Below are 22943 nucleotides of genomic sequence, written 5' to 3'. Positions count from 1 at the left end.
ACTTCTTTTATTGAAGTGCTTTCTTATTATTATTTAGAATTTCAAACCAAACATCACGCCATCGCCTTGATAACCATTTTGGTAACTTCTAACATAATCTACTCGTAAAAATCTAAATTTACCCCAACCAATATTATCAAATCCCACAGTAAATTCTTGATACGGTTTCATATTTGGAATGTTCAATTGATGAAATCCACCAATTAAATTCCATTGAAGTTTATTTAACAATGGAATCTTATTCATAATGTAACCTTTGAAATTATGCTCAATATGGGTTTCCAAATACGCATCATTCGTAGAATGGGTATAGTAGGGAAGTAAATTAAAAGCATTTAACGAATTGTTCAACAAATTTACATGTGTTTGATTTCCGTTGAAGTGTTTATAATCTACAAATGAAATATTGTCGGCATTAAAGAATTTTCCAGCTTTAAAACGTAAGCCAAAATCACCTTTGTTTCCTATCGTTTTATTATAATCTACAGTTGCAGTAACAAAATCATAATGATAATTACTATTTGAAGCACCAAATGCTTTTTCGTAATACAAACTCAATATTGGATAATCATCATTTTGAATATTGATTTTTCCATCTGGTCGCGAAATGTATTTTTGACCAAAACGAATGCGCGTTCCTAAACTCGCTTTCATAATATGATGCTGTTCAAACGGTACCGAAGTATAATTAAATGGCTGTAATGGATTATTTGAAAAATACAAATCATCACTCTTAATGGTGCTATAATCAGTATTGTTGAATAAAGCACGGCGGTTTTCATACAATAATTTTCCATTAGCAAAAATACCATTAGTAACTTCTTTTCCATAGTTAATTTCAGCAAATTCTTTATTGTACAATTTCATGTAATTGTTCTTAAAAAATAAGGTTGCTATTGTATTAACCATATTGCTAATAGGTTCATTTGGATTAAACTGACTAATAGTACTTCCGCCACTTAAACTAATGTAAGCGTTATTTCGGTTATTAAATCGGTGATAATAACGACCGTTTACTCTAAGTCGATCTTCAGCAAAACCATAGTTAAAGGTCGATGAAATTGAAGTTACTTTTCCCGTTTCATCATTCCATTTTCTAAAAGAAAAGCCACTATTCAAATTATACCCTTGTACGGTATTAAAACTCAACGAACCGATATTGGTAATTCCTTGATAGTTAAAATTCCATTTTTCAAAGGTGTTTTTGTAGCTGTAACCTGTAATAATTTTCAGTAATTTAAATTTATTTCCTTTTGCATCAATAGAATCTAAATATACTTGTGATTTCCTGATGGTTTGAATACTATCTTTCTTACTATAATTAGTAATTTCTTCCTCTGTAAGAGGTACAGGACGGTAAGTTTCCCAATAACTTGCTTCTTTTTTATTAGCATTTTCTGCAAACGTAACTATTTCTTTACCAAAAGTTTTCTTATCAAATATATCTTTGAAGTTATAGTTGGTAAAAACATGGGTGAATTTCCCGGTAAATTTCATTCCGAAAATTCCCGCATTAAAATCAAGTGTTTGTATGTTTTTAGCCCAAATTTTATTTTCACTATTGTAGCTGAAATTTTGTGTCAATTTCATAGTTTCTAAAATAGGTTGTTGCATACGATACCCTTTGATATCTAAATTTATCCCATAAATAGCCCACGAATCTTCTACAATATAAATATAACCTTCAAAAACAGGTTCTTTATCGCGTTTAGGAGTAACCAATATTTTATTGATTAACTGATTTTTGTCATCGTAAAATGTGCTTTCTAGTTTATATTTATAGTAATTGAAACCATTATCAGCAATAGGAGAGACTAAATTGATTCCAAAATCAACATAATTATCATAAAAATCATAATTGGTATTTAATGCTGTGTTGTAACTAAATCCGTTATCATCACCCGCAATTTTAGAGGCAATAATTTCTTCTTTTAAATTATCAGGTTTTTGAAATTTAATTTTAGAAACCGTTTCCGATTGGTAAATAATACCACTTCTCGTAGAATCTAAATTACCTTCTAAATCACCAATTTCTACGCCCATGAATTTTTTAGGAATGTCTTTAGCTTTAAAAATTCCTCTTGAGTAAAAATCGGCTTCAAATTTATCGGTTTTCGCAGCGTTCTTCTTTTTAGATTTGATAGCATTTCTAATAATTTCGTTTGCAGGATTTTCGCCATTTACAACTACAACTTCTCTTAATTGAAAATCTTCTTCATATAAAGTAACATCAAACTCGTAAGGGAAACTCGTGATGTTTAAAATATGTTTTTGCGTTTTAAATCCTAAGTATTGAAAAATCAAATGAACATTCACTTTTTCAGTAGTATTTAATTCATATTTTCCAAGTTCATTTGAAGTTGTACCTATGTAAGTGTTCTCAATATAAATATTTACAAAAGGCAATGGATTACCTTCTTTATCTTTTATAGTTCCTTTTATTTGTGAAAAAGAGAAAGAAGTTAAAAACAAAAAGGCAAATAAAATTTTATTCATAAGAGTTTATTTTATAGACGGATATTATTTTCAAAAGGTTGCATTATGTAAATGATTTTAACGCTAATTCATAACTCTGCAAACCAAAACCAATAATAATTCCTTTTGCATTAGGGGAAATATAAGATTGATGGCGGAAAGACTCTCTAGAAAATGTATTTGAAATATGAACTTCAACAACAGGAGTTGTAATCGCTTTAACCGCATCGCCAATTCCTATAGAAGTATGCGTATAAGCTCCAGCATTTAAAACAATACCATCATAAGTAAAACCCACTTCTTGAATTTTCGTAATAATTTCGCCTTCAATATTACTTTGAAAGTATTCTAATGTGATAGTTGGAAATTGAAGTTGAAGTTTTTCAAAGTACGATTCAAAAGTTTCATTGCCATAAACTTCGGGTTCTCTTTTGCCTAATAGGTTAAGGTTTGGACCATTTATAATGATAATCTTCATGAGAATTGTTTTTGTAAAAGTAAAAAAACCATTCTTTTTGAGAATGGTTTTAGCAAAATATTATAACTTTTAGTGTTAAAACATATAACCTATAGAAAATTGGATTACCGAATTTTTCACATCAGCATCTTTTTTAGCTTCGGTTAATCCAGCTACGTAACGGCCTGAAATAAATAAACCATCGGTTATCTTGTAACTTAATCCACCCGCTAAACCAAAATCGAACGAATTGCTGTCGTTGGCATCTACTTCATTTCGTTCACTTACTAATACCGAAGCTTGTGGACCTAACTCTAAACTTAGTTTATTAGTTGTTAAATAAAACTTAGCCAAAACAGGTAAAGAAAGATAACCCAATTCATTTTTAACTTGTTCACCAAAGCCTTCCAATTCGGAGCCTTGAGTAGAATACAAAAGTTCAGGTTGAATAGCAAAGTTTTCAAATACTTTTAGCTCCATAACCGCACCCATATGGTAACTTGTTATGGTTTTAAAATCAACTCCCGAAATGTCGCCGCCAGTATAATTAGCAAAGTTAACACCACCTTTTACGCCAAATTTTAGCATTTGAGCCTGTGAAAAACCAGTTCCTAGAACTAGTAAAATCATCGTTGCAATTATTCTATTCATATTAAAATGTTTTATTGTTGTAACGCTTGTTAGCGCTTTTTAGTATAATCATCGACGAAATGCACGTTTTAACGTTTTTAGGAACTTGTTGGTTTTCAGTTATTTGTGATTTTTTTAATCTATTAGGGTTTGTTTAATTTTATTAAAAAAACTTTAATTTTTTCAATTTTGGTATTTTTAACTATTTGATATTGAGTGGTTTTGAATTTTCTTGTTAATAAAATTGTTAATAACATAACAAAATTTGTTATTTCGTAAATAAAAATACTATAAATTTGCTCTATTAACTTTAAATTTAAACTAAACATGAAAAAAGTTTTATTATCTGCTGTAGCATTATTGGCTTTCGGTTTTGCTAACGCACAAGAAGAAGAAAAAGCATTTGGTTTCGCTAAAGGTGATGTTATTGTAGAAGGTAACTTAGGTTTTTCATCTACTAATGACAAAAACACTGAAGAAAAAACTAACAGTTTTCAATTCAATCCAAAAGTTGGTTACTTTTTAACTGACAAATTTGTTGTTGGAGTTGAATTAGGTGTTGGTTCAGACAAAGAAGAAGTAGCAGGAACAGAAACTGACAAAAATTCAAATTTTGATGCAGGTGTTTTTGGTCGTTATTATTTCTTAGATTTAGGAAAAAGATTCAAAACTTATGCTGAAGCTGGTTTAGGTATGGAATCAGGAAAAGCTGGTTTAGGAGATGCTAAGTATTCTGGATTTGGATTTGGTGCAGGATTAGGAATGAACTATTTCGTTTCTGATAGTTTTGCTATCAACTTCGCTTTAACAGATGTTTTATCTTACTCTTCTCAAAAATGGGATGGTGCTGAGAATGTATCTGAATTCAATGCAAACGTAAATGTTTTCAATAACTTCTTTACAACTGCTCAATTTGGTTTAACTTACAAATTCTAATTTGTAAAAAACAAATAAGTCAAAAATCCCGCTTCTGCGGGATTTTTTTATTGCTGTAATTTGCCTACATTTGAAATATGAGTACTTGGCAATCCTATATTAAAGAATATCAAAATTATCTGCGTTTAGAACGTGGGCTTTCTAAAAACACCATTGAAAATTATACGTTTGATATTGAAAAGTTAGTGTTGTTTTTAAATCAATATAATATTCAAGTTTCTCCAATTACAATTACAGAGGAAACCATTCAACAATTTATTTACGAAGTTGCTTCAAAAGTAAATGCTAGAAGTCAATCACGAATAATCTCTGGACTTAAAAGCTTTTTTAATTATTTAGTTTTTGAAGATTATCGGAAAGATACTCCGCTAGAATTAATAGAAGTTCCCAAGACAGGAAGGAAGTTGCCTGATACTTTGGCAACTTCTGAAATAGATGCACTTATTGCTGCTATCGATTTATCTTCTCCTGAAGGAGAGCGCAATAGAGCTATTTTAGAAACTTTATATAGTTGTGGTTTGCGTGTTTCTGAATTAGTCGGTTTAAAACTTTCCGATTTATATTTTGAAGAAGGTTTTATTAAAATTACCGGAAAGGGTAATAAGCAACGATTTGTACCCATAGGAACATCTACAATCAAATATATTACTACTTATGTAAATTTAATTCGAGTTCATTATCCGGTGCAAAAAGGGCACGAGGATACACTTTTTCTAAACAGAAGAGGCAAACAATTGACTCGAGCAATGATTTTTACTATTATAAAAGATTTAGCCGTAAAAATTGGTTTGAATAAAACCATCAGCCCACACACATTTCGTCATTCATTTGCTACACATTTACTTGAAAATGGTGCCGATTTACGTTCTATTCAATTAATGCTTGGCCACGAATCGATTACAACTACAGAAGTATATATGCATTTGGATAGAAAATTCTTGTCAGAAGTTTTGAATAATTATCATCCGAGGAAGTAGTGTTTGTTTTTTCACAGAATTAAATTGAGTTTTTTTAAACGTACTGTGTTGAGAGAGTTAAACCGAGTTCAAAGTTTCGGATGTTGTAGTTGTACAGGTTTTAAGGTCTAAGTTAATTTTTGAAATTGTAATTGTACTTGTATTTGTTGTCAAATCGAGCGAAGTCGAGATTTTATTAATTATAATAAGTATCCTACTTCGCTCGAAGGGACAAAAAAATGGATATTCTAAAATAATAGATTTAAAATTTAAAGCCTATTCCAACTTGAAAAACAGAATTTTTAGCATCAGAATCTTTAACAACTTCATTCAAACTGTATGTATATCTTCCAGAAATAAACATCGAATCAAAATTTAAAGATACACCCGCAGCTAAGGCTGTATCAAAAGAATTTACTTCATTCCTGTCACTCGATGAATTATTGGTTTCTATATTTTCATTAATTTTTACACCAAATTGAGGTCCTGCTTCAATAGCAAATGTTTTTCCCAGATAGATTTTGGCTAAAATGGGCACGTTAATGTAGTCAATTTTGTAAGTGGATTTGTAATTATTTCCTAAAATCGTAAAGTTATTTTCAAAACCTTGTCGAGAATAAATAAATTCAGGCTGAATGGAAAATACTTTTTCTACAAGCGGAATTTCACCATAGAAACCAATGTAAAAACTTGTTCTTGGATCTGGGCCTTCGTCGAAATCACCTTTGGTTACAGTAGAATAATTTAACCCACCTTTGATTCCAAAATTACTATCATTTTTTGATGTTTCTTGTCCCAATAAAGTTTGTGTACCGATAAAAACTAGTACTGATAAAATTACTTTTTTCATATCTTTTAGTTTTATGATTACACATTTAAAACGAAAAAATGATGCCAAAAAGTATAAATTGATTAAAAAAAAAAGACCTATTAAATTACTTAACAGGTCTTTTAATGTTTATTTTATTAATATTACTTAGCGATATTCACAGCTCTAGTTTCACGGATAACCGTAATTTTCACCTGACCTGGATATGTCATTTCAGTTTGAATTTTTTGAGAAATATCAAATGATAAATTCACTGCTGCATCATCAGATACTTTTTCGCTTTCAACAATTACACGTAATTCTCTACCAGCCTGAATTGCATAAGCGTTTTTCACTCCGTTGAATCCAAAAGCAATATCTTCTAAGTCTTTCAAACGTTGGATGTAAGAATCTAAAACTTGTCTTCTTGCTCCAGGGCGTGCTCCAGAAATAGCATCACAAACTTGAATAATAGGAGAAATTAATGATTTCATTTCAATTTCATCGTGGTGCGCTCCAATAGCGTTACAAACTTCTTCTTTTTCACCATATTTCTCAGCCCATTGCATACCTAAGATTGCGTGAGGTAATTCACTCTCGGTATCTGGTACTTTTCCAATATCGTGTAATAAACCAGCTCTTTTGGCTAGTTTAACGTTTAAGCCTAATTCAGCCGCCATGATACCACATAACTTAGCTACTTCTCTTGAGTGTTGTAGTAAGTTTTGTCCGTAAGATGAACGGTATTTCATTCTACCTACCACTTTAATTAATTCAGGGTGTAATCCGTGGATTCCTAAATCGATAACCGTACGTTTTCCAGTTTCGATAATTTCTTCGTCAATTTGTTTTGCAGTTTTTGCCACAACTTCTTCGATACGAGCAGGGTGGATACGCCCATCAGTTACTAATTTATGTAATGCTAAACGTGCGATTTCTCTTCTCACAGGATCAAAACAAGAAAGAATGATAGCTTCTGGAGTATCGTCCACAATGATTTCAACTCCCGTTGCTGCTTCTAGAGCTCTAATGTTACGTCCTTCACGACCAATGATTCTACCTTTTACATCATCTGATTCAATGTTGAATACCGATACGCAGTTTTCAACTGCTTCTTCTGTACCTACACGTTGAATAGTGTTGATGATGATTTTCTTAGCTTCTTGTTGTGCTGTCATTTTAGCTTCTTCCACAGTATCTTGGATAAATGACATAGCATTTGTTTTAGCTTCCGCCTTTAAGCTTTCTACTAATTGATTTTTGGCATCTTCGGCAGATAATCCAGAAATAGCTTCTAGTTGTTCCACTTGACTTCTGTGAAGCTTGTCAATCTCTTGTTGTTTCTTGTCTAAATACTCTATTTTGTTGTTGTAATCTGCAATTTTAGCTTCAGCTTCATCAGCCGCTTTTTTTGCTCTAGCTAATTCATTAGAAACTTGAGATTCTTTGTCTCGTGTTCTTTTTTCGGCTTCAGCAATTTTCTTGTCACGAGCTAAAATTACTTGTTCATGTTCGGCTTTTAATTCTAAAAACTTCTCTTTAGCTTGAAGAATTTTATCTTTTTTTGCTGCTTCAGCTTCTGTTTTTGCATCTTTTAAAATTGAAGCTGCTTCTTTTTTTGCATTTTTAATTAAATTAGAAACGTTGCTTTTTTCTAAAAATTTAGCAACTCCAAAACCTCCAGCAAGACCAATTAAAATACCTATTATTATGTTTAGTATCATGATATGTGTAAAAAAAATTATATAAAAAAAGCCTACATTAGGGGTTTGTATAAACTCTGTTATACAAGATTTGAGCTAACATGCAGTTCAAACTTCCCACTTAAGGGCCTGTTATAGTTGCAAAGATTCACTCGTTTAATTTGTTAGTGTTGAGTTTATCAAATATATACTAATGTAGGCAGTATCGTATTTATTTTTGTAAGAACGTATTATTTTGAGAGTAACTCACTCAATTTTTTATCCAAATTCTGTAATCTGGTAATATTGGTTTCATTATCTTGAGATTTATTAATTTGTTTTTGCTCAACCTGTGCAGCAAATTGTAAAGCACACATAGCTAAAACATCTTGTTTGTCTCTTACTGCATAGCTTTGTTCAAACTGTTTAATCATAGCATCAATTTTTTTTGAAGCACTTCTTAGTCCCTCTTCCTGCGATGGATCCACGGTTAATGGATAAACGCGATCTGCTATAGATATTTTAATTTTCAGCTTTTCACTCATGAGCTTTCTAATCCGAAAGTTGGGCTATACAATAATCGATTTCTCTGATTAATGAATTTATTTTGAGTTTTGTTTCTCGTTTGTTTTCTTCACTGCCTAGTAATGAATTTACCATTTTTAGAGTATCCAATTGACTCTTCAAAGCTTCAATTTCGCTTGATTGCTGTTGTTGATTTTTTTTAGAAAGCAACAATTCGTCTTGCAACTCTTGGTTTTTCTTTTCAAGCATAACCACTTTTTGATTGAGCTTAAAAAATTTAACTTCGAGAGAATCAATTAATTCAGATAATCCATTCATTAATGATAGAATTCATTTCAATATTTCACAAAGTTAACATTAGTATTCAAAAATAGCAATACTTTTTATTAAATTTTCTGAATTAATTTTTATTACATCTAACTGTTTGATAATTAAATAATTATTCAGGGTATGGTTTTTGATTACTTTATATAAAATTATTTTTACTATTTTAGCAACAAACACAAGCTTCATGAAATTTGTATTAGCCATTTTAATTGCCCCACTTTTTGTTTTTAGTCAGGATTTTCCTCAAGATTATTTTCAATCGCCGTTAGATATTCCTCTTGATGTTTCTGGTTCATTTGGAGAACTAAGAAGTAATCATTTTCATTCGGGATTAGATTTTAAAACAAAAGGAGTAGAAGGTTTACCAGTTTATGCTGCTGGTGATGGTTATGTTTCGCGTATCAAAATTTCAACTTTTGGATACGGAAAAGCAATTTACATTACACATCCAAACGGCTATACTTCGGTTTATGGTCATTTACAAAAAGCTAATGGAGCCATTGAGACTTACATCAAATCAAAGCAATATAAAGAGCAATCATACGAAGTAGAAATGTATTTGTATCCAACAGAATTACCTGTAAAAAAAGGTGATATTATTGCTTTTACTGGTAATACGGGAGGAAGTGGGGCACCTCACTTGCATTTTGAATTTCGAAACACTAAATCAGAAGAAATTTTAAACCCAATGCATTTTGGTTTCAAAAAAATTATTAACGATGATAGAAAACCCGTAATTCAAGGCGTTGTTGCTTATCCGTTAGATTCTACCGTGGTTAATAAATCGCAAAAGCCAATTGCTATTAACTTTTCTAAACAAGCTGATGGGAATTATTTAGGTACTAAAATTCAAGCCAATGGTAAAATAGGAATAGGTATTAATGCTTTTGATTATTGTACAAATGCCTACAATAAAAATGGTTTATATAAAGTAAAGGCCTATTTAAATGGCGTTTTGTATTACCAATATGGTTTTGATGGCTTTGCTTTTGATGAAACGCGTTACATTAATAATTTTATCGATTATGAACGTTTTCATTTGATGGGACAACGTGTGCAAAAATTATTTCAATTGTCCGATTATCCTTTGTCTGTTGTAGCAGGAAATAAAAAAGATGGCACAATAAAAGTGCAGCCGGGTGCTAATTATACTTATCGAGTAGAATTGTATGATTTCCATGGCAATAAAGTAGAATTAGTTATTCCAATAGAATTTTCGACTACAGAACCTACGATTAAAAAGGTAATTCAAAAAACACCTTACTTCGTAAAAGCTAAAAATGAGTCGATTTTTGAGAAAGAAAATGTATCGGTTCAAATCCCAGAAAATGCTTTTTATTCGAATTTCTATTTGAATTTTGATGTAAATAAAGATATATTAACTTTACATGATGATAGTGTTCCAGTACATAAAAACATAACAATTACATTTAGTAACGTACAAGGATTAACAGAAGAACAATTAGCCAAAACCTATATTGCTACTTTAGATGGTTATAAATTAGAATACAATAAAACGTATCGAAAAGGAAATACATTCTCCATTAAAACTAAAACGTTAGGGAAGTATAAATTGGCACAAGATGTAACGCCTCCTAGAATTTATAACGTAAATTTTGTAGAAGGAAGCACGCTAAAAGAGCAAAAAATAATTAGTGTTTCTATTAGTGATTTACAATCGGATATTAACACATACAACGGTTATTTGAATGGAAAATGGATTTTAATGGAATACGATTATAAGACAAAAAAGCTGGTACACAATTTAGATGATAATATTTGCGTTCAAGGTAGAAACGATTTAAAGATTGTTGTGACGGATAATTTGCAAAATTCTAGTACCTTTGAATCTTACTTTTTTAGATAATTAAAACAATTTCTCTTGAAAAATATAATTTTTGTATTCTTTATAGGCATATTTTCTTTAACGGTTTCAGCACAAAAGGCTAGAGTTAAAGGTATTATTTTAGATGAATTTAATAATCCAGTTGAAAATGTAACCGTAAAAGCGGGTGACAAAGGAACGGTAACCAATGAAAACGGTTTTTATATTTTAGAAATTGAAGCAAACAAAAAAGTAACTATTGTTTTTTCTCACGTTTCCCTAAAGAAAATAACTATCGAAGTTAATTTGAAAGCTAATGAAGATTTCGAATTAAATCCTGTTATGAATTCTAAAGTAGAAGAATTTGGAGAAGTTTTTATTACAGGAAATAGTAAAAAACGCATTGAAGGTGTAACCACCATTGATCCTGTAGTAATTCGTAAAATTCCTGGCGCTAACCCTGGAATTGAGAATATAATCAAAACATTACCAGGAGTTTATTCTAATAATGAATTAAGTACATCTTATGCTGTAAGAGGTGGGAATTATGATGAAAACTTGGTTTATGTAAACGAAATTGAAGTCTATCGTCCATTTTTAATCCGCTCAGGGCAACAAGAAGGATTAAGTTTTACCAATACCGATATGGTTCAAAACGTAGATTTTTCTGCTGGTGGATTTCAATCAAAATATGGTGATAAATTATCATCCGTTTTAGATATTACCTATCGAAATCCAAAACGTTTTGGAGCAAGTTTAGAAGCCAGTTTCTTAGGAGGAAGTTTAACAGTTGAAGGTGTTTCTAAAAATCAAAAGTGGAGTAATATAACAGGAATTCGTTATCGTGATAACAGCCTTTTAGTCAATAGTCAGGAAACACAAACTAATTTTAGACCAACATTTTTTGATGTACAAAGTTTATTAAATTTTAATGCATCTGCTAAATGGCAATATAGTTTTTTGGGTAACATTTCTCAAAATAAATACAATTATCAGCCTTTAACGCGTCAAACCAACTTTGGAACAATAGATGAACCAATTGCACTTTTAGTGTATTATCAAGGTCAAGAAAAAGATAAATATCTTACTTTTTTTGGAGCAGGAAAAGCGGTATATCAATATAATGATAAAAATAAGTTGAAGTTTATTGCTTCTGCTTACCATACTCAAGAACAAGAATATTATGATATTTTAGCCGAATATCGTTTGGGTGAAGTCGATTCCAATATTGGTTCAGAAACGTTTGGAGACGTTGTTTTTTCTCGCGGCATAGGTTCGCAATTAAATCATGCCCGTAACGATTTAGATGCTTTGATTGTCAATACTGAAGTAAAAGGTTTTCATGAATTAAATGAGAAATCACAAATTGAATGGGGTGCAAAGTATACTCTAGAAGATATTAGAGATCGTTTAGTAGAGTGGGAGGTGGTTGATTCTGCTGGTTTTTCTTTACCAAATCCTATTTTAGAGTATGTTAATGATCAACCTTATAATCCATATGTTGGACCATTAGCCCCTTATCAAAATATTAGAGCAACAAATTACACGAAAATTAATCGTCTTTCAGGATATGCACAATGGAATTACAGAGGGAAAATCGGAACACATGAGTATTGGTTAAATGCAGGGGTAAGAGCACACCAATGGCAAGTTACGGCTGAGAGAAGACCTGATGGTGAGAGTCAAATAACTTTTTCACCTAGAGCTCAATTTGCCTTTAAGCCCGATTGGAATAAAGATATGATGTTCCGATTGTCTGGAGGTTTGTATCATCAGCCACCATTTTATAGAGAACTTCGGGATAAAAATGGGGTCGTACAAACCAATGTAAAAGCGCAACAATCGATTCATGTGGTTTTAAGTAATGATTATAGTTTTAAAATGTGGTCCCGACCCTTCAAGTTGGTTTCGGAAGCCTATTATAAAAATATTACAGATGTTAATACCTATACTATTGATAATGTTAGAATTCGATACAGAGCTAATAACGATGCAGAAGCTTACGCATACGGATTTGACGCTCGTTTAAACGGTGAATTTGTTCCTGGAACCGAATCATGGTTTAGTTTTGGTTATTTAAAAACTGAAGAAAATCAAGATGGTAAAGGCTATATTGCTCGTCCAACCGACCAAAGACTGAAATTTGGAATGCTATTTCAAGATTATATGCCTAATATACCCAACTTAAAATTATATCTGAATTTGGTTTACAATACGGGATTGCCAGGAGGTTCACCTTCATACGCTGATCCGTATGCGTATCAATTGCGTTTAAATGATTATCGTAGAGCTGATGTTGGGTTTTCTTATGTGTTTAAAGACGAAGGTATTAAATCGAGTAAAATATGGTTAAAACCTTTTAATGAGTTTTCATTAGGTTTAGAGATTTTCAATTTGTTTAACAATCAAAATTCGATTACGAATACTTGGGTTCGCGATGTGTACACAAAATCACAATATGGTATTCCTAATTACATGACAACACGTGTTTTCAATATCAAATTGGTTGCCCGATTGTAAGCCAAGAATTATTTTAGTATATTTGACTATAAAATTTTCAGAATGAAACGTATCCTTTTTTCATTAGTTGCATTTACGACTTTGTTAAGTTGTAAAAAAGAAGAACCAACTCCAAAAGTAATTTACGAAGAAGGTAAAGCTAAAGCTGAAGTTGTGGTAAGAGATAGTGGTTCAATAAAAGTAGCCGATTTACCGATTTTAATGGAAGGAACACAATATCTGATTCATCCTGTGGGCGATGTTCGAGTGTATGATACCGATAGTAAAGTATACGGAAGTAGTAAAACGAATCAAGTAAGTTACGCGATTTCAAATTACAACCGATTTGAAATTACGGGATTCTTTGATAATTTGAACTTTCAACATGTAGATTCTACTTCAGTAAAACCATTGACTGATAAGAAAATCCAAATTCAAACAGCAACCTACTTAAATACCATTGCTGCTAAAACTAAAAAGCAAATTATAGTGTATACTTTAGTGGACAGCGATACAAATCAAGACGGAAAAGTAAATCAAAATGATATTAAATCTTTATACTTAAGTACGATAAGTGGAAGTAAATTCATTAAGATTTCTGAAGAATTTCAAGAATTAATCGATTGGAACATCATCGAAGCACAAAATCGTTTGTATTTCAGATGTATTGAAGATATCAATAAAAACGGCGCTTTTGATAAAAATGACAAAGTACATTACCATTATGTAAATCTTCTAGATAACGATTGGAAAGTGGAAGTTTATAATCCGAATTAATCTTAATTTCATGCCTAACGGCATTATTCAAATTTCAGAAATATTTATACATAAATTTATTAGTTCCGTAGGAACGAAATTTGGGTAAAAGTAACTCTAGCATGAACAGACAAGTCCCGTTGGGACGATATAAAAAAATTGGTTTTAACCCGCGTTGCTAAGCATCCGTTTCATCCGCGTTCCAATCCTAAATCAAAATATCGCTCTCTAAATCTGATTTTTCAATTTCAAAATCAAATCCCAGTTTAGAAACCAGCTGAATTACCAAATTCTTATACCAGTTTTCACTTTTAGGGTGAATATAGATTTTTTCAATCAGCTGATTTAAGTTAATATCTACTTTTAAGCCATTATCTATTTTCATTCCGTTATTAGAAACGTCAGAAATAATGCGAATTTCTCTTTCATACTGAAAACTTTTACGTTTAAACAAAAAAGGGAAAAAAGTATCTTCAAACGGAATAAACTCTTTTTTGTAATCAATGTAATTAACCGCACCAATATATTGTTCGGTTTGTCTTTCAGGTTGTAAGGCTTCTTTTAGTCTGCCAATTGTAGTTTGAATCGCTAAACCTTCGGTGTTTTGAGTGAAAATCTGCCACATGGCAAACGATTCATATTCGTTAATATGCCAACTGCTAATCACTACTTTTTCGCGATGTGATTTATAGTAATCTAAAAATTTTGGATTGTTAGCAGCAATTTTCTTGATTTCCTCAAAAGTAGGTTCCGAAAATGTACCTTCGTATTGATCTTCAAACTTATCCGAACGCGACATAAACAACTGTTGCGATAACAGCATGTCTAAAAACTTAGACAAGTCCAAATACTTCCAAACAACGGTGTCATTGTCATCGGGTAAAGTGATATTTGGATGTTTTACGTACATAATTGTTTAAGTTCAAAAATCAAATTCAAGTTCAAAATTCAAGTTTTGGAACACAGATTTAAGAAATTTACATAATCTAAAAAATCTTGAAAATGAGATTAATTTATTTTGCTAAACTCCTAACTTCCATCTCCCAACTCTTCACTTTTATTCGAAACTTTGCATCATCACTAACTTCGAATATGTTCCATTCAAAGCTAATAATTCGTCATGTGTTCCTTGTTCTACGATTTCGCCTTTTTGCATTACGACAATCTTATCTGCTTTTTGAATCGTAGATAATCGGTGCGCAATTACAATTGATGTTCTATTTTGCATCATATTCTCTAACGCTACTTGAACGAATTTTTCACTTTCGGTATCTAAAGCCGAAGTTGCTTCATCTAAAATCATGATTGGTGGATTTTTCAAAACGGCTCTTGCAATCGATAAACGTTGTTTTTGTCCTCCTGAAAGTTTCCCTCCTGCATCACCAATATTGGTTTCAATTCCATTAGGTAAATCTTTTACGAATTCGTAAGCATTGGCCACTTTTAAAGCTGCAATAATTTCTTCATCGGTTGCATCTTCTTTCCCTAAACGAATATTATTTTTAATGGTGTCATTGAATAAAATCGAATCCTGAGTAACCAATCCCATTAGATCACGAAGCGATTCTAACGTCATATCTTTGATATCGATTCCGTCAATTTTTACGGTTCCTTCTTGCACATCATAAAAACGAGTCAATAAATTCGCAATCGTACTTTTCCCAGAACCAGATTGTCCCACTAATGCCACCGTTTTTCCTTTTGGAATCTCCAAAGAGAAGTTCTTCAATACATTTTCTTCAGCGTATCCGAAGTTAATGTTTTCAATGCTAATTTTTTCTGTGAAAGTCTCTTTTACGATTGCATTTTCTTTATTGGTAATGGTGTTTTCCACTTCTAAAACTTCAAACACACGTTCTGCAGCTGCTAATCCATTTTTAACAGCATAAGAAGCTTTTGAAATGGCTTTTGCTGGAGTCAGAATGTTATACGCTAATCCAATATAAGTAATAAAATTTGAACCTTTTAAAGAACCTTCAACTAAAACTAGGTTACCACCGTAAACCAATAACACGCCAATAACTAGAATCCCCATAAATTCACTCATAGGTGAGGCTAAATTATTTTTCTTTCCAATCGAGATTGTTAATTGGTACAAACGATTAATGGAATCGTTGAAAGTTTTGGCAAAATATTTTTCAGCATTGTAACTTTTTACCACTTTCAAACCACCTAAACTTTCTTCAACAATTGAAATCAAATAACCATTTTCTTGTTGGGCTTTACTTGATTTTGATTTCAAACTTTTCCCAATTTTAGAAATAACAAATCCGGAAACGGGAATAAAAATAAATACGAAAACAGTTAATTTCCAACTAATTGAAATCATTGCAATTAAAGAAAACAAAATAGTTAGTGGTTCTTTAATAATGAGTTCTAAAACCATAAAAAACGAATTTTGAACTTCATTTACATCACCAAGCATTCTAGCCATTACATCACCTTTTCTTTTTTCAGAATAATAGGAAACAGGTAACGAAACAATTTTGTTGAACATCTTTTCACGTAAATCACGTAGCACTCCTGTTTTTACTTTTGTTAAATGTTGTAACGCTAGATAATTAGATAGATTTTTAAGTAAAAATGTAACTAAAACTAAAGCCACAGTTAGCATTAGTCCATATTGAATACCATAATCATTGGAATATTGATTTACATAATAAGCAATATATTCTTGCCAATTACTTAAAGCATTAATGATTCCATCGTATTTTGGGAGTTCAACTTTACTTGTTTTTCTTTCGTCAAATAAAACAGAAAGAACTGGCATAATAAAGACCATTCCTAATGTTCCAAATAAAGCATACAAAATGTTGAACGATATGTTACCCGCCACATTGTACTTGTACTTTTTAGCAAAAGGAATAAGCTTTTTAAAATTTTCGTCCATTTAGTTTAATTTCATTGCCGAAATAATTCCTGCAATTTTGTTGTCTAATTCTTTTTCTACTGATTTTGCGTTTTCAATCGAGTCCAAAACTCCATTTACGCTGAAATAGAATTTGATTTTTGGTTCAGTTCCACTTGGTCGTGCACAGATTTTACTTCCATCCTCCAAATAGTAAATTAATACGTTTGATTTTGGAATATGAATTTCAAATTCTTCATTGTTCATGAAGTCTTTTCCTTTTGAAGCTTGGTAGTCCTCGATACAAATTACACGTTGTCCGTTGATTTCTTTCATAGGATTTTCGCGTAAATCAATCATCATTTGCTTTATTTCATTTGCACCTTCAATTCCTTTTTTGGTAATCGAAATCAAATGCTCTTTATAGAAGCCAAAATCGATATATAAATTCAATAATTCTTGATATAACGAACTTCCTGAAGCTTTTGCTTGAGCTGCAATTTCACTTACCAATAAAATAGCGGCAACTGCATCTTTATCACGAACCGCATCGCCTACCATAAAACCAAAACTTTCTTCACCACCACCGATGAATTTCTGATTTGGGAAATCTTTAATGAATTTCGCAATCCATTTGAATCCGGTTAATCCTACTTTGCATTCTACGTCATAAGCTGCTGCTAATTCTAACATCATTGGAGTAGAAACTATGGTTGAGCCAATGAATTCGTTTCCTTGGAATTTATCGGCGCGTTTCCATTGTTCTAATAAGAAAGCCGTCATGATAACCATCGTTTGGTTTCCATTCAATAATTTGATGTTTCCGTCTAAATCACGAACGGCAACGCCTAAACGGTCAGAATCAGGATCGGTTCCTACTACCATATCTGCCCCAATTTTCTCTGCCAAAGCAATTGCCATAGACAACGCTTCTGGTTCTTCAGGATTTGGAGAAACTACGGTTGGGAAATCACCATTAGGTTCCGCTTGTTCCGAAACGATGTTAACATCGGTATAACCTGCTTTTGCTAACACATTTGGAATAGCTTTAATAGAAGTTCCGTGCAAAGAGGTATAAACGATTTTTAAATTCGCTTTAGCTTCAGTTGGAGTATTGAAACTTGCATTTTCAACGGTTGATTTTGCAAAAGCTTCGTCAACTTCATTGTCGATATATTCAATTAAATCGTTGTTCGCTTCGAATTTGATGTCGCTGTATTTTAAATCTTCGATTACTTTGATAATTTCAGCATCTTGAGGTGGAACTAATTGACCGCCATCTTGCCAATATACTTTGTATCCGTTGTATTCTGGTGGATTGTGAGAAGCTGTTAACACAATTCCAGCATGACAATTCAAATAACGAACAGCAAATGATAATTCAGGAGTTGGACGCATATCGGAAAACAAATACACTTTAATTCCGTTAGCCGAAAACACATCAGCCACAACTTTAGCTAATGTATCACTATTATGACGACAATCGTAAGCAATGGCTACTTTTAGCTGTTCGTTTGGAAACGATTTGTTTAGATAGTCGGATAAACCTTGTGTGTTTTTTCCAAGAGTATATTTGTTGATACGATTGGTTCCAATACCCATAACACCACGCATTCCGCCCGTTCCAAACTCTAGGTTTTTATAGAAACTTTCTTCTAATTCCTTTGGAGCCGAAGTCATCATTTCTTTGATAGCTTCTTGAGTTGCTTCGTCAAAGGTTGGGGTTAACCACTCGTTTACTTTATTTAAAATACTTTGTTCGATATGCATATTCTTATTTCTTTTTGAAGCCAATTTTGCTTCTTTCTTTTTGTTCTACATTTTTCTGATGGGTGTCCATCAGATAATTTAAAGCTTTGTATATTTCAGGAAACTGTTGTTCAATTTCTGTAAGCCTTTTGGTCAGCTCTTCATAGGTTAAAGCAAATTTTCTTAATGAAACAAAACTTCTCATTATAGCTATATTTATTTCTATAGCTTTTTCATTATTTAAAACACTTGAAAGCATTGCAACACCTTGTTCTGTAAAGGCATAAGGTTTTGCACCTCCAAGTTTACTTTTTGATGGTATCACAGATTGTGACACCAATAAAATAATTTCGCTTTCAGTTAATTCAAACATGAAATCTTTTGGAAATCTTTCAATATTTCTTCTTACAGCTTGTTTTAAAATTCTTGTTTCAGTTTCATAAAGTTCTGCAAGATCAAAATCTAACATTATTTTATAACCTCTAATTTCATAAATTTTTTGTGTAATAATCTCTAATTTTTGCATGGCGTATATAATTTAAATGGTTACTAATTTTTTTCTCTCAACTCTCAGCTCCCAACTCTTCACTAATCTTATAGCGTTCTTCGTTATTTTTTGTCCGAAGGATAATTTCACCTAAAAATCCAGCCAAGAATAATTGGGTTCCAATTAACATTGCGGTTAACGACAAATAAAACTGCGGTCTTTCTGTGATTAATCTTCCAGATGTGTTGATGAATAATTTATCAATTCCTAAGTATAGGGCGAACAAAAATCCAATCACAAACATAATAGAACCTAATAATCCAAAAAGATGCATCGGTCGTTTTCCAAATGTAGAAAGAAACCAAATTGTAATCAAATCCAAGAAACCATTGATAAAACGGCTCATTCCAAATTTAGAACTTCCGTATTTTCTTGCTTGATGAATCACAACTTTTTCACCTATTTTTCCAAATCCAGCATTCTTAGCTAAAACAGGAATGTAACGGTGCATTTCGCCTGAAACTTCTATGTTTTTAATAACGATATTTTTATAAGCTTTTAATCCGCAGTTGAAATCATTCAATTTAACACCTGAAGTTTTTCGAGCGGCCCAATTAAATAATTTAGATGGAATGTTTTTCGCTACAACCGAATCATAACGCTTTTTCTTCCATCCAGAAATCAAATCATAATTATCTTCAGTAATTAAACGGAATAATTCTGGAATTTCATCTGGACTATCCTGTAAATCGGCATCCATGGTAATTACAACATCACCTTTTGCTTTGGCAAAACCGGCATGTAAAGCTTGCGATTTTCCGTAATTTCTAAGAAAACGGATTCCTTTTACATTCGGATTTTCGTGAGATAATTTTTCGATAACATTCCAAGAAGCATCGGTACTACCATCATCAATAAAAAGGATTTCATAGGAATAGTTATGCGCTTGCATTACTTTCACAATCCAATTGTGTAATTCGGGTAACGATTCTTGCTCGTTTAATAATGGGATAACTATGGATAGATTCATTGATTTAGAATACAGGTTTGTCTTTTTTAAATATAGCGGCTAAAATAGCACCGAAAATTGCAGAACCTACAATACTCCAGATACTTCCTTTTAATTGTTCTGCTGGAGAAAACTGGTTGTATTCACTCATTTTATCAACAGTTTCTTTGATAGCAGAAGTAGGTGTTCCAAATTTTTCTAACATCTGAACAGTTGATTCAAGCGTAAGTTCTTTTAAACGAATTGCCGCATCAGGATCAATAACATTAAAAAGTAATATATTATATACAATAGAAATTGCAATTCCAATTAGAGCTGAGATAAAATAGGTTGTAAAACCTTCTTTAAAACTCATATAGCCTCCTAAATCTTTTTTAGTTTTAACCAGTAAAACACAACCAATGATAATGTAAACAACTAAAATGAGTATACCTAACCACCATTTTGTCATTAAAGATAAATCTACAATGTAAATTGAAGTTGTAATCAATACACTTAATACCCCAGTGATAACACCAAAGTTAATTCCGTTTTTCTTAATAATTTCGTTCATAGTTTGTTTTGGTTTAATTAATTTACAAATATAAGAATTCTAATCGTTGTAGAATTAGAGTTGATAAATAAAAAAAAGTTACAGAAACATTGGTAAATTAAAAATTAAATGTAATTTTGCACTCTCAAATTAAAAAGTTTATAAACCAAAAGGTTATAAGTTGTTTACACCTTTATAGTTTTAAAGCCGCGAAACAAATTATAATCGCTTAATAAAAAGATTTACAAAATGAAAAAAGGTATTCACCCAGAAAATTACAGATTAGTAGCTTTCAAAGACATGTCAAATGAGGATGTATTTATTACAAAATCTACAGTAGAAACAAAAGAAACAATTGTTCACGAAGGAGTTGAATATCCTGTGTATAAAATGGAGATTTCTAGAACATCTCACCCGTTCTATACAGGTAAATCTAAACTTATTGATACTGCAGGTCGTATCGATAAATTCAACAGTAAATACGCTAAAAAAGCTAAATAATTTTTCGCTTTTTCAAAATAATAAGAAAGCTTCACATTTTGTGAAGCTTTTTTTGTGGAATAAATTGTATTTTTGAATTTATAATCTAATAAAGTCTATCGTACAGATAAAGTCATTGACTTGTCTCAACAAAATACTAAAATATGAACTATATACTTTTTGACGGAACTGTTCGCAATGCCTTACTTCCATTTACTTTTACGCGTCCTGTGGCTGATATTCGTGTCGGAATTTTAACCATACGTGAAAAATGGGAAAAATATTTAGGATATACTACCACAACGCTTACTGAAGAATATTTGATGGAGAAATATCCAATGGTAGAAATGGAGGAGAACGTTATGATTAATGCTTCTTTTTTACCAAATCCGATTTTAATTGATATGGTTCAAAATTTGAATCCAAAGGAAGCTATACTTTTCGGAGAAGAAATTATCGCTTTTCATACCCATGATACACAAGAAGATATCGATTTTGATGAATATGAATTAATTGAGTACGAAGGTGACGTTTTACGAATCGAAAACACTTGGGATATTTTTGCTAAGAATGATGCCGCTATTCGGGAAGATTTTGAATTACTTACTGAAGATCGATTTTCGCAACCAATTCCAAAAAGCGTGAACGTAATTGCTCCAGAAAACATCTTTATAGAAGAAGGCGCAAAGCTAGAATTTGTTACTTTAAACGCTTCTACGGGGCCAATTTATATAGGAAAAAATACTGAAATCATGGAAGGTTCGGTTATTCGTGGACCATTTGCATTGTGTGAAGAAGCGCAAGTGAAATTGGCGACTAAAATTTATGGTGCTACTACTGTTGGACCGCATTGTAGAGTAGGTGGCGAAGTGAATAATTCAGTTTTATTCGGGTATTCTAACAAAGGCCATGATGGGTTTTTAGGAAATTCTGTTTTAGGAGAATGGTGTAACATTGGTGCTGATTCGAATAATTCTAATTTGAAAAATAACTATGAAGAAGTGCGTTTATGGAGTTATGAAACGGAAGGTTTTGCACGCACAGGATTACAATTTTGCGGATTAATGATGGGCGATCACAGTAAATGTGGCATCAATACCATGTTTAACACAGGAACCGTTGTAGGGGTTTCAACCAATATTTTTGGATCTGGATTTCCAAGAAATTTTGTGCCAAGTTTTTCATGGGGAGGCGCTTCCGGATTTACCACATATGTTACAAAAAAAGCATTTGAAACAGCTAAAATTGTTATGAGTCGCCGTAATGTAGAATTCACTGAACAAGATGCTAAAATTTTAGAACACGTTTTTGAAGAAACAAAAAAGTATAGAAAAGAATAGTTAATGTGTTGATAAGACAATAAGTCAATGTTTCAGTTAAATTATTTTCGTAACTAAATATATTGCTAGAATTGCTATAATAATAGAAAGAAGTGCCAATATAATTTGATGCTTCTTTCTTTTTTTGTTTTCAGCTTGTAAGCGATGCCTTATAGTTTCTAATTGTTCTGGTGTAGATTTTATTGGATCATAACCAGGAGATAAATCTTTGGTTTTATAATTTTTCCAATTAGTTCGATTACGATTATCTCTTAAAGATTTATTGTATGCTAAGCTTTTTATTGCTTGCATCATTGAGCCTTCTCCTGCCATTTTACTTAGATTAGTGCACTAAATGTATGTTTTTTTAATTATATCGTAAAATATTTTTACTTATCACTTTTAATTTGGCAAGTAGGAAAGCCTTTCCTAATTTCGTTCAAGCTATAATAAGAATTTTTATTTCTGTAGGGGGACAATAAAGATTTTTTCACAAAGGCCTAACAGCAATGTTAGGCCTTTTCAATTTAATAAAACCTTTATTTCAACCTGTTTTTTTAATTATCAGGAAAATATTTTTACTAATAGCTTATAATTTGGCAACCTAAATTATCTCTTTTAAATTCGCTATTGTAATAATAAG

21 protein-coding genes are annotated in these 22943 nt (G+C 31.7%); 7 read left to right on the top strand and 14 right to left on the bottom strand.

Annotation, left to right across the window (positions count from 1 at the left end; all coding sequences use genetic code 11):
- Positions 1 to 33 precede the first annotated feature (33 nt).
- From V7P59_RS09725 to V7P59_RS09715, 3 genes are all read right to left on the bottom strand, one after another.
- Positions 34 to 2496, bottom strand: coding sequence for a DUF5686 and carboxypeptidase regulatory-like domain-containing protein (locus tag V7P59_RS09725; protein WP_333809968.1), 2463 nt, complete (start codon positions 2494 to 2496; stop codon positions 34 to 36).
- A gap of 43 nt (positions 2497 to 2539) precedes the next feature.
- A complete protein-coding gene (gene aroQ, locus V7P59_RS09720; RefSeq protein WP_333809967.1) occupies positions 2540 to 2953 on the bottom strand; it encodes a type II 3-dehydroquinate dehydratase in 414 nt (137 codons plus the stop codon).
- A 75-nt stretch (positions 2954 to 3028) separates the two neighbouring features.
- A complete protein-coding gene (locus V7P59_RS09715) occupies positions 3029 to 3583 on the bottom strand; it encodes a porin family protein (protein ID WP_333809966.1) in 555 nt (184 codons plus the stop codon).
- Positions 3584 to 3889: 306 nt separating this feature from the next.
- Between V7P59_RS09715 and V7P59_RS09710 the strand changes: the two genes are divergently transcribed.
- The gene (locus V7P59_RS09710) at positions 3890 to 4498 is read left to right on the top strand and encodes an outer membrane beta-barrel protein (protein WP_111567779.1); all 609 of its coding nucleotides are present in this window, start codon (positions 3890 to 3892) and stop codon (positions 4496 to 4498) included.
- A gap of 77 nt (positions 4499 to 4575) precedes the next feature.
- The gene (gene xerD / locus V7P59_RS09705; protein ID WP_333809965.1) at positions 4576 to 5475 is read left to right on the top strand and encodes a site-specific tyrosine recombinase XerD; all 900 of its coding nucleotides are present in this window, start codon (positions 4576 to 4578) and stop codon (positions 5473 to 5475) included.
- 241 nt (positions 5476 to 5716) lie between these two features.
- Here the strand turns inward: xerD and V7P59_RS09700 are convergent, their stop codons facing one another.
- The 4 genes from V7P59_RS09700 to V7P59_RS09685 all read right to left on the bottom strand — a co-directional run bounded on the left by V7P59_RS09700 (position 5717) and on the right by V7P59_RS09685 (position 8787).
- Entirely contained in the window at positions 5717 to 6304 is a 588-nt protein-coding gene (locus V7P59_RS09700; protein WP_333809964.1) for a porin family protein, read from the bottom strand.
- A 122-nt stretch (positions 6305 to 6426) separates the two neighbouring features.
- Positions 6427 to 7989 (bottom strand): ribonuclease Y, encoded by a 1563-nt coding sequence (rny, locus tag V7P59_RS09695; protein WP_333809998.1) that lies wholly within the window; start codon positions 7987 to 7989, stop codon positions 6427 to 6429.
- 206 nt (positions 7990 to 8195) lie between these two features.
- Positions 8196 to 8489 (bottom strand): cell division protein ZapA, encoded by a 294-nt coding sequence (locus V7P59_RS09690; RefSeq protein WP_333809963.1) that lies wholly within the window; start codon positions 8487 to 8489, stop codon positions 8196 to 8198.
- A gap of 7 nt (positions 8490 to 8496) precedes the next feature.
- The gene (locus tag V7P59_RS09685) at positions 8497 to 8787 is read right to left on the bottom strand and encodes a hypothetical protein (RefSeq protein WP_333809962.1); all 291 of its coding nucleotides are present in this window, start codon (positions 8785 to 8787) and stop codon (positions 8497 to 8499) included.
- 193 nt (positions 8788 to 8980) lie between these two features.
- On the opposite strand from V7P59_RS09685, the gene V7P59_RS09680 reads away from it, so the two are divergent.
- The 3 genes from V7P59_RS09680 to V7P59_RS09670 are packed head-to-tail and all read left to right on the top strand — an operon-like array spanning position 8981 to position 13897.
- Positions 8981 to 10663, top strand: a complete 1683-nt coding sequence (locus tag V7P59_RS09680) for a M23 family metallopeptidase (protein WP_333809961.1) — start codon at positions 8981 to 8983, stop codon at positions 10661 to 10663.
- A gap of 15 nt (positions 10664 to 10678) precedes the next feature.
- On the top strand, positions 10679 to 13141 hold the full coding sequence (locus tag V7P59_RS09675) for a TonB-dependent receptor (protein WP_333809960.1): 2463 nt from the start codon (positions 10679 to 10681) through the stop codon (positions 13139 to 13141).
- A gap of 42 nt (positions 13142 to 13183) precedes the next feature.
- Positions 13184 to 13897 carry a hypothetical protein gene (locus V7P59_RS09670; protein WP_333809959.1) on the top strand — a complete coding sequence of 238 codons (714 nt, stop codon included), beginning with the start codon at positions 13184 to 13186 and terminating at the stop codon, positions 13895 to 13897.
- A gap of 187 nt (positions 13898 to 14084) precedes the next feature.
- Here V7P59_RS09670 and V7P59_RS09665 read toward each other — a convergent pair whose 3' ends face one another.
- From V7P59_RS09665 to V7P59_RS09640, 6 genes are all read right to left on the bottom strand, one after another.
- Positions 14085 to 14786 (bottom strand): hypothetical protein, encoded by a 702-nt coding sequence (locus V7P59_RS09665; protein ID WP_333809958.1) that lies wholly within the window; start codon positions 14784 to 14786, stop codon positions 14085 to 14087.
- Positions 14787 to 14933: 147 nt separating this feature from the next.
- The gene (locus V7P59_RS09660; protein WP_333809957.1) at positions 14934 to 16766 is read right to left on the bottom strand and encodes an ABC transporter ATP-binding protein; all 1833 of its coding nucleotides are present in this window, start codon (positions 16764 to 16766) and stop codon (positions 14934 to 14936) included.
- Positions 16767 to 18494: a phospho-sugar mutase gene (locus V7P59_RS09655; protein WP_333809956.1), complete on the bottom strand. Its 1728-nt coding sequence runs from the start codon at positions 18492 to 18494 to the stop codon at positions 16767 to 16769.
- Positions 18495 to 18498: 4 nt separating this feature from the next.
- Positions 18499 to 18999: an ORF6N domain-containing protein gene (locus V7P59_RS09650; protein WP_333809955.1), complete on the bottom strand. Its 501-nt coding sequence runs from the start codon at positions 18997 to 18999 to the stop codon at positions 18499 to 18501.
- Positions 19000 to 19036: 37 nt separating this feature from the next.
- The gene (locus tag V7P59_RS09645; protein WP_333809954.1) at positions 19037 to 19990 is read right to left on the bottom strand and encodes a glycosyltransferase family 2 protein; all 954 of its coding nucleotides are present in this window, start codon (positions 19988 to 19990) and stop codon (positions 19037 to 19039) included.
- Positions 19991 to 19994: 4 nt separating this feature from the next.
- Entirely contained in the window at positions 19995 to 20522 is a 528-nt protein-coding gene (locus V7P59_RS09640; RefSeq protein WP_333809953.1) for a DUF4199 domain-containing protein, read from the bottom strand.
- Positions 20523 to 20750: 228 nt separating this feature from the next.
- On the opposite strand from V7P59_RS09640, the gene V7P59_RS09635 reads away from it, so the two are divergent.
- Positions 20751 to 21002: a type B 50S ribosomal protein L31 gene (locus tag V7P59_RS09635; RefSeq protein WP_231843429.1), complete on the top strand. Its 252-nt coding sequence runs from the start codon at positions 20751 to 20753 to the stop codon at positions 21000 to 21002.
- 143 nt (positions 21003 to 21145) lie between these two features.
- Positions 21146 to 22321: a GlmU family protein gene (locus tag V7P59_RS09630; RefSeq protein WP_333809952.1), complete on the top strand. Its 1176-nt coding sequence runs from the start codon at positions 21146 to 21148 to the stop codon at positions 22319 to 22321.
- Between the two features lie 36 nt (positions 22322 to 22357).
- Here V7P59_RS09630 and V7P59_RS09625 read toward each other — a convergent pair whose 3' ends face one another.
- Positions 22358 to 22633 carry a hypothetical protein gene (locus V7P59_RS09625; RefSeq protein WP_333809951.1) on the bottom strand — a complete coding sequence of 92 codons (276 nt, stop codon included), beginning with the start codon at positions 22631 to 22633 and terminating at the stop codon, positions 22358 to 22360.
- Between the last annotated feature and the right edge of the window lie 310 nt (positions 22634 to 22943).

It is taken from the genome of Flavobacterium sp. (genome assembly GCF_036782315.1).
Classification (GTDB): domain Bacteria; phylum Bacteroidota; class Bacteroidia; order Flavobacteriales; family Flavobacteriaceae; genus Flavobacterium.
Note: the sequence above shows the minus strand (reverse complement) of the source record. Positions and strands in the feature narration are given on the sequence as shown.

Excerpts from the sequence above, each read along its gene's own strand:
- V7P59_RS09725 (WP_333809968.1), bottom strand. The coding sequence starts at position 2,496 with ATGAATAAAATTTTATTTGCCTTTTTGTTTTTAACTTCTTTCTCTTTT.
- aroQ (WP_333809967.1), bottom strand. The coding sequence starts at position 2,953 with ATGAAGATTATCATTATAAATGGTCCAAACCTTAACCTATTAGGCAAA.
- V7P59_RS09715 (WP_333809966.1), bottom strand. The coding sequence starts at position 3,583 with ATGAATAGAATAATTGCAACGATGATTTTACTAGTTCTAGGAACTGGT.
- V7P59_RS09710 (WP_111567779.1), top strand. The coding sequence starts at position 3,890 with ATGAAAAAAGTTTTATTATCTGCTGTAGCATTATTGGCTTTCGGTTTT.
- xerD (WP_333809965.1), top strand. The coding sequence starts at position 4,576 with ATGAGTACTTGGCAATCCTATATTAAAGAATATCAAAATTATCTGCGT.
- V7P59_RS09700 (WP_333809964.1), bottom strand. The coding sequence starts at position 6,304 with ATGAAAAAAGTAATTTTATCAGTACTAGTTTTTATCGGTACACAAACT.
- V7P59_RS09690 (WP_333809963.1), bottom strand. The coding sequence starts at position 8,489 with ATGAGTGAAAAGCTGAAAATTAAAATATCTATAGCAGATCGCGTTTAT.
- V7P59_RS09685 (WP_333809962.1), bottom strand. The coding sequence starts at position 8,787 with ATGAATGGATTATCTGAATTAATTGATTCTCTCGAAGTTAAATTTTTT.
- V7P59_RS09680 (WP_333809961.1), top strand. The coding sequence starts at position 8,981 with ATGAAATTTGTATTAGCCATTTTAATTGCCCCACTTTTTGTTTTTAGT.
- V7P59_RS09670 (WP_333809959.1), top strand. The coding sequence starts at position 13,184 with ATGAAACGTATCCTTTTTTCATTAGTTGCATTTACGACTTTGTTAAGT.
- V7P59_RS09665 (WP_333809958.1), bottom strand. The coding sequence starts at position 14,786 with ATGTACGTAAAACATCCAAATATCACTTTACCCGATGACAATGACACC.
- V7P59_RS09660 (WP_333809957.1), bottom strand. The coding sequence starts at position 16,766 with ATGGACGAAAATTTTAAAAAGCTTATTCCTTTTGCTAAAAAGTACAAG.
- V7P59_RS09655 (WP_333809956.1), bottom strand. The coding sequence starts at position 18,494 with ATGCATATCGAACAAAGTATTTTAAATAAAGTAAACGAGTGGTTAACC.
- V7P59_RS09650 (WP_333809955.1), bottom strand. The coding sequence starts at position 18,999 with ATGCAAAAATTAGAGATTATTACACAAAAAATTTATGAAATTAGAGGT.
- V7P59_RS09645 (WP_333809954.1), bottom strand. The coding sequence starts at position 19,990 with ATGAATCTATCCATAGTTATCCCATTATTAAACGAGCAAGAATCGTTA.
- V7P59_RS09640 (WP_333809953.1), bottom strand. The coding sequence starts at position 20,522 with ATGAACGAAATTATTAAGAAAAACGGAATTAACTTTGGTGTTATCACT.
- V7P59_RS09635 (WP_231843429.1), top strand. The coding sequence starts at position 20,751 with ATGAAAAAAGGTATTCACCCAGAAAATTACAGATTAGTAGCTTTCAAA.
- V7P59_RS09630 (WP_333809952.1), top strand. The coding sequence starts at position 21,146 with ATGAACTATATACTTTTTGACGGAACTGTTCGCAATGCCTTACTTCCA.
- V7P59_RS09625 (WP_333809951.1), bottom strand. The coding sequence starts at position 22,633 with ATGGCAGGAGAAGGCTCAATGATGCAAGCAATAAAAAGCTTAGCATAC.